This is a genomic window from Rhizobacter sp. (assembly GCA_021153565.1).
Lineage (GTDB): Bacteria > Pseudomonadota > Gammaproteobacteria > Burkholderiales > Burkholderiaceae_C > Albitalea.
On record JAJKJU010000361.1, the window covers coordinates 1 to 15,755 of the forward strand.

Annotated in this window: 9 protein-coding genes; 6 read left to right on the plus strand and 3 right to left on the minus strand. The window is 62.5% G+C overall.

The genetic code is table 11. From position 1 onward, the window contains the following. Nucleotides 1–156: 156 nt before the first annotated feature. Nucleotides 157–1,668 carry an SAM-dependent methyltransferase gene (locus AC30NL_RS22215; RefSeq protein WP_489466157.1) on the minus strand — a complete coding sequence of 504 codons (1,512 nt, stop codon included), beginning with the start codon at nt 1,666–1,668 and terminating at the stop codon, nt 157–159. A gap of 136 nt (nt 1,669–1,804) precedes the next feature. On the opposite strand from AC30NL_RS22215, the gene AC30NL_RS22220 reads away from it, so the two are divergent. The 5 genes from AC30NL_RS22220 to AC30NL_RS22240 all read left to right on the plus strand — a co-directional run bounded on the left by AC30NL_RS22220 (nt 1,805) and on the right by AC30NL_RS22240 (nt 7,570). Further along, nucleotides 1,805–2,530, plus strand: a complete 726-nt coding sequence (locus AC30NL_RS22220; RefSeq protein ID WP_489466158.1) for a hypothetical protein — start codon at nt 1,805–1,807, stop codon at nt 2,528–2,530. 51 nt (nt 2,531–2,581) lie between these two features. Beyond that, complete coding sequence (locus AC30NL_RS22225) at nt 2,582–4,438, plus strand: hypothetical protein (RefSeq protein WP_489466159.1); 1,857 nt, start codon at nt 2,582–2,584, stop codon at nt 4,436–4,438. 9 nt (nt 4,439–4,447) lie between these two features. Next, complete coding sequence (locus AC30NL_RS22230) at nt 4,448–4,876, plus strand: hypothetical protein (protein WP_489466160.1); 429 nt, start codon at nt 4,448–4,450, stop codon at nt 4,874–4,876. A 154-nt stretch (nt 4,877–5,030) separates the two neighbouring features. Then, the gene (locus AC30NL_RS22235; protein WP_489466161.1) at nt 5,031–6,938 is read left to right on the plus strand and encodes a hypothetical protein; all 1,908 of its coding nucleotides are present in this window, start codon (nt 5,031–5,033) and stop codon (nt 6,936–6,938) included. Between the two features lie 11 nt (nt 6,939–6,949). Beyond that, nucleotides 6,950–7,570: a hypothetical protein gene (locus AC30NL_RS22240; RefSeq protein WP_489466162.1), complete on the plus strand. Its 621-nt coding sequence runs from the start codon at nt 6,950–6,952 to the stop codon at nt 7,568–7,570. Between the two features lie 48 nt (nt 7,571–7,618). On the opposite strand, the gene AC30NL_RS22245 is transcribed toward AC30NL_RS22240, so the two are convergent. After that, entirely contained in the window at nt 7,619–8,827 is a 1,209-nt protein-coding gene (locus tag AC30NL_RS22245; RefSeq protein ID WP_489466163.1) for an acetyltransferase domain-containing protein, read from the minus strand. Between the two features lie 179 nt (nt 8,828–9,006). On the opposite strand from AC30NL_RS22245, the gene AC30NL_RS22250 reads away from it, so the two are divergent. Then, nucleotides 9,007–11,193, plus strand: a complete 2,187-nt coding sequence (locus tag AC30NL_RS22250; protein ID WP_489466164.1) for a TonB-dependent siderophore receptor — start codon at nt 9,007–9,009, stop codon at nt 11,191–11,193. Nucleotides 11,194–11,202: 9 nt separating this feature from the next. Here AC30NL_RS22250 and xopZ read toward each other — a convergent pair whose 3' ends face one another. Further along, complete coding sequence (gene xopZ, locus AC30NL_RS22255) at nt 11,203–15,231, minus strand: XopZ family type III secretion system effector (protein ID WP_489466165.1); 4,029 nt, start codon at nt 15,229–15,231, stop codon at nt 11,203–11,205. Nucleotides 15,232–15,755: the final 524 nt, after the last annotated feature.

Sequence of the window (15,755 nt, forward strand, 5' to 3'; positions counted from 1 at the left end):
GAGGCTGAGAGTTTTTCGATCATGCCCGCTCATCACGCCAAAAGCCCCCTGCTCGTCGTTGCAAATGCTCGCCATAGCCAAGCTATGGCTGCGCTTTGCGCTAGATCAGGCGCCTTTTGACGTGCTGCTCGGACACGTTCGAATACCCTCAGCAACTCAGACAAATGCGAGCATCAGCCGCCCCGGAATTGCGCCTATGTGCAGTCCGTCAGTACGGTCCGCGAGATAGCGCCGATTCAGCTCGTCCGGGGTCCAGGTGCGGCTATAGCAAAAGCCCAATGCCGCCACCGTGCTGACCAGAACGTCGGGTTCGAAAAAGCTCTTCCACGGCTCACCGCGCTCGGCCAGTTGTGCTGCCACCTGCTCCATCGCAATGCGCATCATTGGCGGCAAACCGGCAAGCGGCATCACATATTCGAACAGCACCGCGCTGCCCTTGGCGCAGCCGGCAATGAAGCGCAAGGTGTCAGCGACGGCCTCTTCCTCAAGGTACATCGTGACACCGAGCCAGCTGAAATAGGCCGGCTGCCGCAAGTCAAAGCCTGCCGAAGCCAAACCCTCAGCCAGGCTGACAGTTTCGAAGTCGACGGGCACGTAGCTGAGCGATGCCGGTATCTCAATGCCGGCATCGCTGAGACGGGCCTGCTTCCATGCCTGGGTGGCGGGTAGGTCGACCTCGAAGATGCGGCCCGGAACATCCGGGTGCCGATAGGCACTGGTGTCCAGGCCCGCCCCGAGGATCACGTATTGGCGCACGCCGCGCTCGACGGCGCTGGCCCATTCGTCCTCGGCAAGCCGGCTGCGAACCACGACCGAGCTGCGCAGGCCTTGGGCCATCGGGTTGCGGTACTTGTTCAGGTCAGCACGCAGCGCCTGCGCCTCTGTTGTCCCGATGATGGACAACGCGAGCGGATCGTCGAGGACCAGCGGCTGTTCGAGCAACTGGTGCGCGGCGCGCTGCATCGCGACCATCAGCGCGCTCGGCTTGGGTCCAGCATTCTCCTGTGGCATGAGATGCCCGACCACATGGGCCTTTTGAAGATAGCTCAGCAAGGCATCGTCCACACCGACGTACAGACTCAGGTCGGGCTCGCGCATGATGGCCTCACGCACGCGGGCCTCGAGTGCCGCGTCGTTACCGCAGAAGCTGTCGCGAAACAACTGCTGCCAGCGCTGCACGATGGCCTGCACAGGGGCGGCGTGCGGGTCGATACCAGCATCCATTTGGCCACGCAGTTCGGCCACCAGTGCCGGCCACGCGTCCACGTGCGTCATGCCGGCAAGCAGACGCCGACGCACCTCCTCGGTCTGCGCCGGACTCAAGTACTTTGCGAACAACGTGCAACGCGCACGCGCATATGCCTCGGCGATCCACGCGAGCATGACCGGTGTGATGCCAACGATGTCTTGTGCGTGCGAATCGTTCATTTGCACCGCCATGAGCTTGCTGGCCAGCGCCGGGTCGTCGCGGTTCATCTGGTTCGCCAGCCGCATCCAGCGGCGGGCCAAAGATTGCGCCTGTGCACTGTCAGTCGGCATCGCGCACTGCATGGACTGATGAACTTCGTCCACGAGTTCTGGCCAAAGCACGTGCGTCGGCCGGACAGTCTCGGGAGCGGGCTCCCGCAGCGAATTCAGTTCGTCCTCACTTAGATGCTTTTGGTACATGTTTCATCACTCCATGGTTTTCAGGCAGTCGACGATAGATTGTCAACAAGCCACTGGGCGCAGTGTTTCATCCAGTCACTGCTTGCCGCGTGATCAGACTTTCGTGTTTTGCTGCAGATCTGATCCGCAGACCGCAATGCGCAACATCGCGACGGTTTGCTACGCGAAGAAGCTCGGCCTTGACGTGATCGCGGACACGCGGCTGGCGGTGATCGACACCGGGCGCGGCATCCTCGACCCCGACCTAGGCCTGATCATGGAGCGGGCCAGCGGCAAGCCGGCCGCCCAGACCGATGCGAGGCTTCTGACCCGTCCGGACGTGTGCGCGGAGGTGACCAAGCTCCAGTTGCTCGACCACCTGACAGGCCAAGGCGATCGCCATGACAAAAACTACTTCATCAACATCGAGCCGAACGGTCGTGCCAAGGTCATGGGCATCGACAACGACCAGTGCTTCGGCAAGTCCCTGACCGCCCCGGACGCCATCGAGCCGTTCGACACCATGGACGGCTTCCACGGCACGGCACTGCCCCCGGTGGTCGATACCGAGATGGCGGACGCGATCGATAAGCTCACGAAAAGAGACATCCGTTGGATGCTTGGAGACAAGCTGAACGAAGCCGAGATCAAGGCGGCAATCTCTCGCCACCAAGGCGTCAAGGATCACATTGCCCAATTGCGAAACGCCGACATGGTCATTGAACCGGAGCAATGGGGTCGGGCAGACGTGCAGCAACTCCTGAACGCGCAAAACAGCTACGTCGGACGGGAGCGCGAACGGGCGCTTGCCAAAAACAGGCCCAACGCCAAGGCGCCCCACTTTCGGATTCCGCTGCAGCGCTTCGGATACTGCATTGGGTGACCGGTCATCCCATGCGACGCTATGCGCATCAACGCCATGTAGCGAGATGACATGTACAGAATTCTTGGCAACCGGAGCGGTGGCACAGTCAGGCCGGGCGAAGGGGCGCCCATCGATCCGGCCAGGGGCACCATCCCCAATGCTGCGCGACAGCAGACGAGGTCGGTGGACCTTGCCCCCCGGGGTGGACAACCCGACGCGTCGATGAGTCCGCCGCAAGCGGTCCCGCCAGACCTGTCTCGTCAGGTGCGATCGCAAAGCAGTGAGATTCAGGCACACGCAGCCGAGGTCTATCAAACCACGGCCACAACGCGAGAGCTGAGACCGACACGGGACGAACTGCTTGCCTTGGAGAGTGGGCAGGAGGAGGCCGAGCGGACGCAACAGGCACAGCGGGCACAGCGCGCCCAACTGATCCACTCCGCACTGCGCAAGGGGGGTGGGGTCATGGAGCGGCTGAAGGACCGCGCGGCGAGACATCATCCAACCACGCTTGCCAAGCGATTGCACAGGCGCCTGAACGGATTGCCCAAACCCATGGTGGATGGCAAGCGTAGAAAGGCATTCGAGGCACTGGTGCGCGCCGACGTTGTGGCGCTGGAGAAATCCGGCGAGATGGTGTCCGAACTGGCCGCTCACACGATGCGTGCAGCTGTGATGGACGGGACAGTGGGCGAAGGCATTCTGCCGCAGGATCGGAAACTGCTGCTGGATGTGCTGGGCCAATTGGGTATCGATCGCTTTTACCGGAGGCTTAACCTGAAAATCACGTCCGACACCATGCCCGCCTTCAGCAACATCCAGTTGATGGAAAAGGCCAAGAGCATGGGTTCGGGCAAGATCAACACCGTTTTCGCGGTCAAGCTAAGGAAACCCGACGGCAGTGCGTTCGACGGCGTCTTCAAGCCGCTTCGCAGAACAGAACATGGCAAGGTCGCCGCAGCGATCGGTATCCCACATGACGATCCGCAAACCGCAATGCGCAACATCGCGACGGTCTCCTACGCGAAGAAACTTGGGTTTGACGTGATTGCAGACACGCGGCTGGCGTTGATCGACACCGGGGACGACACTGGCACCAAACTCGGCCTGATCATGGAGCGGGCCCGCGGCAAGCCGCCCGCCAAAATGGATGCGAGCGATCTGACCCGTCCGGACGTGTGCGCGGAGGTGACCAAGCTTCAGTTGCTCGACCACCTGACGGGACAAGGCGATCGCCATGGCAAGAACTACTTCATCAACATCGAGCCGAACGGACGTGCCAAGGTCATCGGCATCGACAACGACCAGTGCTTCGGCAAGGACCTGATCGACCCAGCCGGCATCCAACGGATCATTGGCGACAAGAGTTGCCCATTCCGCGGCGCGGGACTGCCCCCTGTGGTCGATACCGAGATGGAGCGCGCGATCAATGCGCTCACGTCAATAGATATTCGCTGGATGCTTGGAGACAAGCTGAATGAAGCCGAGATTCAGGCGGCGATCGCTCGCCACCAAGGTGTCAAGATTCACATCGCCCATCTGCGAACTAACGGCATGGTCATTGAACCGACGCAATGGGGCGAGCCGAATGTTCAACAGCTCTTGAACGCGCAGAACAGCTACGTGGGACTCCGGATCGAACGTGCTCTTGCCAAGCAGGCAAGACGCCTTGCCAATCAGGCAAACGCGTCGATGAGGCCTCGTTCACCGCTGCCGCCTCTCGCGAACCTGCACCAGTCTTACGCCCCTCGGCTGAGTGACGAGATCCAAGAACATGCTGCCGAAGCGAATCAACCGCAGCGGCAGCAAGAGGCCGAACGATCCCAGCGGGCACACAGTTCGATGCCTGGCGAATGGCACTCCCAGCTGTTCCGGCAGGAGCCGGCCGAGCGGGCGCAACTGATGCATTCCGCACTGCGCGAGTGAAGTAGGGTCGTGAAGCGATTGAAGGACCGCGCGGTGAGACATCATCCGACCACGAAAGTCGAGCGTTGGCGAGTGCACCTGAAAGGAATGCCCCAACCCATTGATGGCAAACGCAGAGAGGCGTTTGAGGCGCTGGTGCAGGCCGACGTGTTGGCACTGGCCACCACCGGCAAGATAGAGCCCTGGGTCGCCGCGGCCACGATGCGCGCGGCTGTCGTGGATGAACACTGGGCCAGGGCATCCTCGCGCAGGATCGGAAACTGCTGTTGGACGTTTTGGACGAAATGGTCATGCACGTCGTCGGCCAGCCATCTCTGCCCATATCTCGCGCTGCCATGTGATCAGAATTTCGGGTTCTGCTGCAGCGTTTCGGATATCGCATGGGTGACCGGTCATCCCATGCGACGCTATACGCATCAACGCCATGTAGCAAGATGACATGACACCTATTAGCAATCCGAGCGGCAGCACAGTCAGGCCGGTCGAAGGGACGTCCTTCGATGCGGCCAGGGTGCCCAATACCTCCCATGCTGCGGGACAGCCGCCGAGGTCGGTGGATCTTGCCCCCCGGGGTGGACCAGCCGACGCGTCGATGAGGCCGCGCGCGGCGCTGCCAAGCCTGTCTCGCCAAGTGTCGTCGCAAGGCGACGAGATTCGGGAAGAAGCCGCCGAGGTCCGTCAGGCCACGGTCGCAACGCAGGGGCGCGGTCCGACACTGGGGGATCTGTTCGCCCCGGAGCGCCGGCAGGAGGCGACCGCTCAACTGGTGCACTCCGCACTGCCCAATGGTGGCGCGGTAATGAAGCGGTTGAAGGACCGCGCGGCGAGACAGCGTCCGAGCACGAATGCCGAGAAATGGCACGCGCTCCGGAACGGGAAGCCCAAGCCCCTGGATGGCAATCGCAGAATGGCGTTCGAGGCACTGATACACGCCGACGTGATGGCGCTGGCTGAGACCGGCCAGATAGATTTCTCGGCGGCCGCCGCCACGATGCGCGCGGCTGTCATGGATGGAACGCTGGGTCATGGCATCCTGGAGCCGGATCGGCAACTGCTGCTGGAGGTGCTGGACCTAACGCGGGAGCGCAGTCCGACACTGGAGGAGCTGCTCGCCCCGGAGCGCGGGCAGGACGCGACCGCGCGGAAGGAACGGGTTCAACTGGTGCACTCCGCACTGCCCAATGGTGGCAAGGTAATGGAGCGGTTAAAGGACCGCGCGGCGAGACAGCGTCCGAGCACGGTCGCCGAGAAATGTCACGCTTTCCGGAATGAAAAGCCCAAACCCCTGGATGGCGAGCGCAGAAATGCGTTCGACGAACTGATACTCGCCGACGTGATGGATCTGGCCGAGACCGGCAAGATGGATTTCTGGGTGGCAGCCGCCACCATGCACGCGGCTGTCGTGGAGGGAACACTGGGCCATGGCATCCTGGCGCCGGATCGGCAACTGCTGCTGGAGAGGCTGGACGTCATGGCCAGGCACGTCGCCAACTGTTACGAATCGAAGAACCTGAAAGTCACGTCCGACACCCTGCCCGCCTTCACCGACATCCAGGTGGTGGAAAAACCCACGATGCTGGGATCGGGCGTCCTCAACAATGTCTTCGCGGTCAAGCTGAGGAACCCCGACGGCAATGTGTTCGACGGCGTGTTTAAGCCGCTCAGCAGAACGGATGAGAGCTGGGCCGCCGAGGCGACCGGCATCCCGGAGGATGATCCGCAGACCGCAATGCGCAACATTGCGACGCGTTCCTACGCGGAGGAGCTGGGCTTTGACGTGATCGTGAACACGCAGCTGGCGCTGATCGATACAGGGAGCTGCGGCCCCGAACTTGGCCTGATCATGGAGCGGGCCCGCGGCAAGCTGGCCTTCGATACCAATGCGAACGTTCTGACCCGTCCGGACGTGTGTGCGGAGGTAACCAAGCTCCAGTTGCTCGACCACCTGACGGCGCAAGGCGATCGCCATTCCGATAATTACTTCATCAACATCCAGCCGAACTGTCGTGCCAAGGTCATGGGCATCGACAACGACCAGTGCTTCGGCAAGAACGTGACCGACCCGGCCGGCATCCAACAGGTCAAAGACGACCCCAAGCGTGACGGGTTCCGTGGCACGGGACTGCCCCCGGTGGTCGATACTGAGATGGAGCACGCGATCAATAGGCTCACGGAAAGAGACATCCGTTGGATGCTTGGAAACAAGCTGAGCGAAGCGGAGATCGAGGCGGCGATCTCTCGCCACAAGGGCGTCAAGAATCACATTGCCCAACTGCGATCCGCCGGCTGGGTCATTGAACCGGAGCAATGGGATCAGGAAGACGTGCTGCGGCGCCTGAACGCGAAAAACAGCTACGTGGGACGCGAGCGCGTTGTCGACCTTCGCTGGCAGGCCGAATGCCGAGGCAACATTTTTTCGGTGCCGCACCGTATGGACGTAGCGAAGCCGGTCCCGGACGAGGTGCGTTCGGAACCGATACCCCGAAAGAACATCTGGTGAGGTATTTCCCCATGAATACATCCGCGAATGAACCGGGCAATGGCAGTGCCTCGCCCACGGCCCAGGCAATGTTCGAGCGCGAGCACCTGCCGTTTCCACCCGTGCCGGCGCATCTGGCGGCATCGCTGCAGCAACAGGGGCCGGGGTGGTTCGCCACGCGGCCGTTGTCGTCTACGCCGTACGACTTCGATCACTTCCTGGCCGAGGTCGAGGCGCAACCTGGCCTGCCGGACTACGCCGTCGTCGGCTTCGACGGCCACGGCATCAACAGCTGGGCGGTGCACTTCTACCTGGTCGGCAAGGGGATCGCGCTCTTCATCCAGCTTCCCTGGGGCGGCGTCTACCTGGAGCCCGAGCCGGCCCGGGCTGAGATCGCCGAACTGTTCGAATGGGTCGAGACCCTGCAGTCCCGGTTGCGGCTCGCCGAGTCGGCCGGCAAGATCCCCGACGGCATGCGGCTTCAGGTCGCCGCAAGCCGCTTCGGCCACGCTGGCTGGCGCTGGCTTGATGCCGCTTCGGATGCCGCCGCGACCCGCTGGAACTCGTCGGCCGGCATGAAGGCCGCCATGCTGCAGGAACTCGACGATGTCATCGGTGGCCGGCGGGTGCTGACGACGGCGCATCCCCGGTAATGCCGCTTCAATCCAGCACATTTCGTCGACGGCGACGCCGGGTTCACGCTACAAGTATTTCAACCATGTGATGCTGCGTTGCCTGGCCTTGAAGTCAGCGAACGCACGCACAGCGGGGTACAGCGCCACTGCGAGCACGATCGTCGTTAGCCACACCATCCACATCGCGTCGAAACCGAACAGACCGCCCTGGTTCGCGCCCCAAGCGGCTTCCGCGCCGAGATAGAGAAACCTCAGCACATAAAGGTGCAACACGTAAAAGAACATCGGCGCGGCGCCATACACGGCTAGGGGGGCCAGCCAACCCGCCTCGTTGTTCCGGCACTCGAACGCCCGCAGCAACAGCAGGCCGATGCCCAGGGTCAGCGCGAGGAACAGCAGCGAGGGCGGGTACTTGGTGATGTTCACGAAGCTCATCATGGTCATCAGCATGCTGTCTCCCTCCACCCACGGTTTGTCGCCGTAAATGTTGAGCATGCGCAGGGCGACGAAGCACGCGAGAAGACCTGTGCCCCATGCCAACAATCGTTTCCGGCGCGTTGCGGAGTCGACATCTGGCAGGAACCAAGGGCCCGCGGCATAGCCGAGGGCGATCACTCCGATCCATGGCAGCAAGGGGTAGGACGTGCGCAGGCGCAGCGTCTGTGAAACCTCGATCCAGCCGCGGTCGTGCAGCACGGCCCACGGCACGTGCAGCACATGACCGGGCGCGAAATGCACGCCGTCGAGCAGGTTGTGTGCCGCCACCAAGGCCATGCCGAGCACGATCAACACCCGGCGAGGCAGCCACACGAGCGCGGCCAGTACAAGCATGCTCAGGCCGATCGCCCAGATCACCTGCAGGAACACCTTTCCCGGCGGGAACTGAAAGGTCCACGCGAAGTTGATCACCGTGACCTCAAGCAGCACGAGGAACAACCCGCGCTTCCACAGGAATGAAGAGGCCGAGCCACGACCGTCAACCCCTTGACGCGCGCCGTACAGAAAGGCGGCCAGACCAGTGAGGAACACGAACACCGGCGCACAGAGGTGCGCGAGCACGCGGCTGAAGAAGATTTCGGGGGGCGTGTGCGCCACCGCCATCGGGTCGGCAACCTGGTGATGCAGATAGAAGGTCTCGCGCACGTGATCCAGCAGCATGAAGAGGATCACGAGGCCGCGCAGCGCATCGATCGATTTCAGCCGGGACAAGCTGGCGGAATGCACGGCCGCCGTCGTTTGGGTGAGGCGCTCTGGGGAAAGGGAGAGTGATGACATGAGGTAGAGGAAGGGCCGGCGTGCTGGGCCGCAGATGGTAGGGCGACACGTGGCACCAGCACTGCAAAAAAAGGTTGGGACAACCTTTGATGCGATTGATTCGCATTTATATTGCACGCAATTTGCCCGAGGACATCGGAGGGGCCGATGTCCGTTTCGAGAAGAACAGGAAAAGCAACGTGGAACGAAACCGCATCATTTCTCAGAGCACGCAGCGGCCAACGCTGCTTGAGGAGGCAAGCTGGCGTCGCATGCTCCTTGCGACGATCTTGGGGGCGAGCGGGTTGGCGGCCGGCCCGGCCCTGGCTGAGGAGCGCGTGGCGGACACGACAGCGGACACGACCCTGCCTACGCAACACATCGTTGGGCGTCGCCAATCTGGCCAGTACAACAGCGATTCCGCCGAGGGCGCGACCAAGACCGACACACCTGCGCTGGAGACGCCTCAGGCCGTGCGAGTGGTCACGCGGCAATTGATGGACGACCTCGGCGCCCTGCGCCTGGACGACATGCTGGACTATGTGGCAGGCGCAAGTCGTCAGAACAACTTCGGCGGCATGTGGGACAACGTTGCGATGCGTGGCTTCGCGGGGCATGAAGACACGGGGATGGCACTGCTGCGCAATGGCATCCCCGCCAATCGCGGATTCAACGCGCCGCGTGACTCGGCAAACCTCGAACGGGTGGAATTCCTCAAGGGCACCATGGGTGCGCTTTACGGCAGCAGCGAACCCGGAGGTACCGTCAACATGGTCACCAAGCAGCCCGGCTTCAAAGCGGCCCATTCGGTGGAGACCTATCTCGGCAGCTACGACTACAAGCGCCTTGCCTTCGACAGCACAGGGCCGTTGAATGGTGGTGACGAAGTACCTGCGACGCTGGCCTACCGGCTCAACGTGTCGGCCGAAGACAAAAACAGCTTCCGTGACTACGTGAGAAGCCGGCGCGAATTGGTGGCACCCGCGCTGACCTGGAAGCCAGGCGCTGACACGACCCTTCGCTACGACGGCGAATGGCTGCGCCAGCGCGCGCCGCTCGATCGCGGGGTGGTGTCTGTCAACGGGCAGCTCGGGCAAGTGCCGAGCTCGGGGTTCTACGGTGAACCGGGCGACGGCGACATCACCATCGTCAACAGCACCCATCAGTGGTTTCTTGAACATTCCTTTTCGCCGGAATGGACGGTTCGTACCGGCATGCAATACAAGGCCGGGAGCTTGAAGGGGCTTGCGAGCGAGGCCCATCAGTACGGGCCGGCCCCGTGCCAGACATCGGTGGACGCCAATGGTTGGCTGTGCCGCCGGCTGCGCGAGCGCAGCTTCTCCTCGCGTGAAACATCGGCTCAAGTCGATCTGATCGGCACGGTGGAGACAGCCGGTATCGAGCACAAATTGCTGTTTGGGCTGGAGGCCGCGCGCTTCTCGACGGAACAGCTGCTCAAGCAACAGGCGGGCAGCGAACGCTTCTCCTACGGCATCGACGTGTTCGCCCCCGTGTACGGCATGACAAGACCCGCCCTGACCTCTACTGCAACGGACCGCGCTCTGAACGACCGCACGCTTGGCCTGTACGCGCAGGACCAGATCAGCCTGAGCCCCACGTGGAAGCTGCTCCTGGGGCTGCGTCATGACCGCTACAAAGGCGTGATCGACGATCGCCTGAACCAACGCACGCAGCAGAGTCTCAGCGCCACCTCGCCTCGCGTCGGATTGACGTGGCTGCCTGCCCCTGACTGGTCGCTGTATGCGAGCACGGGCCGTTCATTCCGGCCGCAATCGAACACCGACGCCACCGGCCGGACGCTGGACCCTGAACTCGGCACAGCAAACGAAATCGGCGCCAAGTGGCAGTCGGCGAACGGCCGCCTCGGCGCCAGCCTGGCCATGTTCGAGATTCACAAGCGCCACATGACGAAGTACGACGTGAACGGTACATACCTCGAACCCCTGCCGGGCACCGTGCGCAACAAGGGCATCGAAGCCGAGCTTGCCGGATGGGTCGCACCCGGATGGCGGGTGGCGGCGAGCTACGCCTACCTCGATGCCGACGAGAAGATCACGCAATTTGCCAAGCACAGCGGCAGCATCTTCGTCGTGCACGAGAGGCAGCTGTCCGGCGACAGACTCCTCGGACTCGGCGGCGGCTTCACTCACGTGGGCGAGCGCAGTGGCGACACCGGTGAACCCAGCTTGCCCGGCTATACGGTGGCAAAGCTCACGGCATACCTGAGCCTGAGCCAGCAGACCCGTCTGTCCCTGGACATCGACAACCTGTTCGACAGAACCTACTACAGCAGCGCCTACAACCGCGTGTGGGTCACGCCGGGCAGTCCGCGAACCCTGACCGCGGGCCTGCAATACAAGTTCTGAACAAAAGCATTAAGCCTGCCGCAGGGGCTGCGCTGCAGGCGCCGAGCTACGCCATAGCCGGGCGGGCTCGGGCTTTTGCCCCGGCTCAGCACGCGGGACCGGTTCGTACAGCGGCCACTGCCCAACGGTACGCATCGCCTCCGCGATCCGGTTGTTCTGGCACTTGCCGATGAAGTCGATGCCCCGCTCGGCTTGTCTCTTGGCCTTCTCCCGCAGGATCAGGATGGTCGGCTCCCACAGCTCGGGTTGAGCGATGAAATCATCGAACCTGCGGTCGCTGGCCTTGGCAGATTGTTCGCGACCAGCCTTGCGCTGAAGGCTGGCAAGCGCGCGCAATCCGTCGAGGATCGGAGCAGCCTTCTGCTTCAAGGACTTGTCCATGTATACCGTCGCGAACTTGTTGTGCTTCGCAAACAGGCGCCCCTGCTCCAACAGATTTTCGAGCTGCCTTTCCGCGACCGCGTAGCGCATGCCTTCGCCCATGTCCTCGGGAAGCCTGGAAGTGCCGTAGTTCACCCATGAGTTCCACTCGCGCCGCACCTCGCGTTCGAAGTCGCTGAAGTCCAGAAAATCCATCGCGCGGTCACTTCGCACGGGATCGATCTTCTTGTCGATGGTGAACAGCGTGCAGAAGTGCGTGAGTCCCTTGGCGCGGATCTCTGCCGCATAGGCAAGGTCGAGCCCACTTGTACTGATACTGGCCTTCTGCTGCGACGTGCCCGTTGGGGTGGCGTCGTCCTTCTTCCATCCGTGCAACTGCACGCCCGCGGTGGCTCGCACATTGACCTCGACCTTTGCCTGCGCCGTGGAGTCGCGGAAGAGCGTGGTCATGCGGCCTGCAACTTCGGTCTGCGTCCGGCCCTGGTCGCGTTTCGTCTTGCCGCCGAGTGAGATTGACAAGTTGACACGCCGCGGGCGCTTGTCAACCTTTCCAAGGCGCAGTCCAGCAAAGAAGAATGTGTTCGTCTCCGTCGACGTGTTCTCCCGCATCGCACCGTCAATCAGCCCGACGTTCACGTTTGAATGATGCGCCAACAACTCCCGCATCCAGTCGTCCGGAACCGGCTCGTCGCTCTCATGCGCGGCAGTCAGCGTCAGCAGGTGCTCGTACATGTCCATGAACTGCGCCATCAGTTTCGGCTCCTGCCCCTTGGAGAGCCGCAGGACGCGCAACTGCACGCCGCTCTCGATGCCCTTCTCGTGCTTGATTTTCCAGTCAGCCGCCCCGCCGACGCCGACGCGCGCGCCATCCTCCACGTCGCAAAGACTCCATGCATCGCCGCAGTTCACGCCGGCGCCAGCTTGGCCCTGCCGCGTGGTCTGCTCGCCGATCTGCAGGTACAGGCCCGTGCGACCCATGTAGATTTCCATCACCTCGTCTTTGCTCTGTTGAAGACCAGCAATGGCCTTGACGCCCACACCTGTTGTCATGCCTGCCCCCGCAAGCGCCGCAGACAGCGGTCCTGCACTCACCCCGCGGACCTTCTGACCCATGAGCCTCAGCCTGTCCCGCCACTCGAGGTTTTCAATCATGTCCCGTGACAGATCGAACAACGCCTTCGCCGACCTCACTCGTGCGGGATTGCCGTCATGCAGCAAGCGATTGGCACGCTCCACTGAATCGTGCAGACGCGTGCGCAGCACCGCCTCCTGCTCGCGCCAATGCGCCATGTCTGGCGTGTCCGTCTCGCAGCCAGGCAAGGGTGGCTCGGGAGTGGGCAATAGCTGGTGCACTCTGTTCAAGGCCTCGAGCACTGTCTTCTTTCCGCCTTGCAGCTGTTTCCAGGCGGCGTCCAACGCGGGATTCACGGCACTTGCCATCACAGTCCCGCCGGCCTTGAGACGAGCCTCATGTTCGAACTGCCTTTGCAGGTCTTGGCGTCGCTGCTCAATCGCATGCATGGCTTGGGTGTCGAGCTTCATCGACGTGAGGTCGGTTCCCTCGGGGTGCCATTGCACGTGATTGGCAATTGCCTGCCACGCCAACTCCCCGCGGGAGGGAACGTGACCGGGGGCCAGCAGCTGTCGTCGTGCTGCCAGATAGTCGTTGAGATGCGCCGCGGCCTCCTCCAGCGCCTTGGCCGCCTGTCGCGCAGGCGTCGGCAATGCCATTGCCGCCCCCAGGACCAAGCCCTCATGCAGCGCGTCCAACGGACTTGCCGGCTCGAAAAGCGATAAGCAAGGAACGTCAGGACTATTCTTCAGCCACTGAGCCACCTTCTTGAGGTGTTGATTCGCCTTGTCGTAGTTCGATCCCGGCGCGTTGCTGTCGTAGCCGTTGCAGAAGGCGCGATAGGCCGCACGCTCGTCGATCGTGCAATCGGCCAGCGCTTGTGATGGATCGGCGGCATGCGCGGTACGGGCGGCAGCACGTTGTGCCGAGGCGATCCAATCGCGCAGCGCGTTGTCGCCTTCGGGGGCCCGGCGCCGCGCTTCGTCGGCCAGCAGATACTGGCGTGCGGCCTCGGCCTGAACGCTGCCTATGCGGACGTCCGATGGCGCAAGCAGGAGCTCAAGCAGTTGCATGCCGGAACCTTCGTCGGCCAGGATCCGGGCCAGACCTTGCGCTTCCTCGCTCAGCTTGTGCCCTCCTTCGTTCACGACGCCAGACGGTGGCACCAGGTCCGCGAGCACCTTCGTCCCGAGTTCGCGGACCACTTCGGCGGCCCTCTGCGCATCTCCCCCCGTCGCGACACTGAGCGCCTCGAACGCGATGTTCATTGCCATGCTTTTCGGCAGTGCCTCGGCGGAGAAGCGCGCCAAACGGGCTCCCAGGGTGTCGCTCCACGCATGGACGGCCTCGCGCAACGGCTGGAGGTCGGCGGCGTTCTCAAACCCGGGACAGGTCTGCAGCAACTGGTCGCAGCAGGCCTTGTCAACTTCGGCGTAAGACTCGAGTGCCTCGTTGCAAATGGCTTGCGCAGCCGCCTTCGCAGCTTCGCGTTCTTGCACGACCTGCTGTAGCGGCTCTTGCAGCACCTGCACCTCCCGCGCTGCGTCGCCATCGTCCCACAGGGCCCGCTCGTTCACGCGGGCACTTTGCCGGGCTTGCTTGATCTTTCGGTCTATCTCTTTCTGCCGGTGCTCCAGATCATGGACTTTGGTCCGCATCGCCGACAGCGATTCGCGCCCCTGCGTCTCCACTTCTTCCAGCTGTGTGACGTATGCCGTCAGGCTTGCGATCTTCTGCTCTTGCCCTTCGCGAAGCAACCCGCCCATCGAGTACGTGCCTTGTTCCTGCCGACGTGCCTCTTTCAGGAAGTCAGCAAGGTGACGATGCGGCGTCATGTCGATGAGACTGCGAAGTTCTTGCTGCTCCTCGGCGAGCGCTTCTCGGTTGCGCGCCAGCACCGCTTGCGTGGTGGAAAGAATTCCGTCCGCCGATTCGATCGAATAGCGCAAGGTGGCCAGTTCCGCGGCCGTGTCGATGGCTTCTTTGGTCAGTCGGCTGAGCCAGTTGGCCATGTTGCCTGCCCGTGTGGCCGACAGCTCGATGTCGCTCTCCATGCGATCAAGATGCGCATCCATCAAGCCTTTTGCGGCGACAGCTTCATTCACGGCGATGCGGGCGTCCAGCGCGTCCTGCTCGGCCGCCAGCGAGGTAGAGAAGGCCGTCATGATCCTCTGCGGAACATCCGACTCCACAAGCTTGACGCTGCCCGGCGCATCGGGCTTCAGCGTCGTGCCGGCATAGCGCAGAAGCTCCTCATGCACGATCGGCTTACCGTGGCCGATGCCAAGGACTTTGGCGGCGCCCTTCACGCCCTTCAACAGCTTGCTCTTGAGCCTGCTCAGTCCACGGCGCGGTGCCATGGGCTGCTCTGAGGCATTGCCGGAACCTTCGGTCAAGGCTTTGGCACGTGTGAGCGGGTCGGCATTTTTGTCGAGCAGCTCATTTCTGGCGACCAGGGGGTCGAGCGTCGACAACTTGTGATGGCTTTGCTGGCCGCTGGCGGGCTTGCCTGCGTGCGCCTTCGTGTTGCCCATGCCGGGCAGTCCGAGGGCCGTGGTGACTGGGCGCAATCGAAAACAAGACATGGAGGTACTGGCAGCCTTTATTGGGTTCAGGAAGGAAAGTTACGCAGATCGCTGCCGCACCGAGGCATCTTGGAATGCCAAGGATCGTCGGCGCGGCGAAGTGTTATCGCAAACCTCTTTCGCCGCCCTGCACGAGGCGAAGACTTGCCCGATGAAACGAATTTCAGACCAAGGCGAGAACGCCATTCGGCGGGTGCGAATTCACGCGACTTGAAGGACGGCTCGCTCACCCAGGAATACCCCTTTCAAGATCTTGTATTGGCTCCTCTCCCCTCTGGGGCTGACCTTTCCGCACGCTGGACGCGCGGAAAGTTGCGCGTCTTTACTGGCTTTGACGACATTCTTTTGGAGTGATTTGAGTTTTCGACCGAAATCGATGTGAATTTCAGATGCATCAGGGGAGATGGGGGTGATTTTTGAGAAACCCCTCACCCCAACCCTCTCCCCCCGCCGGGGGAGAGGGAGCCGAAATGCGTTACTTCGAAGCGGGCCACAGCGAACTGGCCTGCATTGCTCCCTCGCCC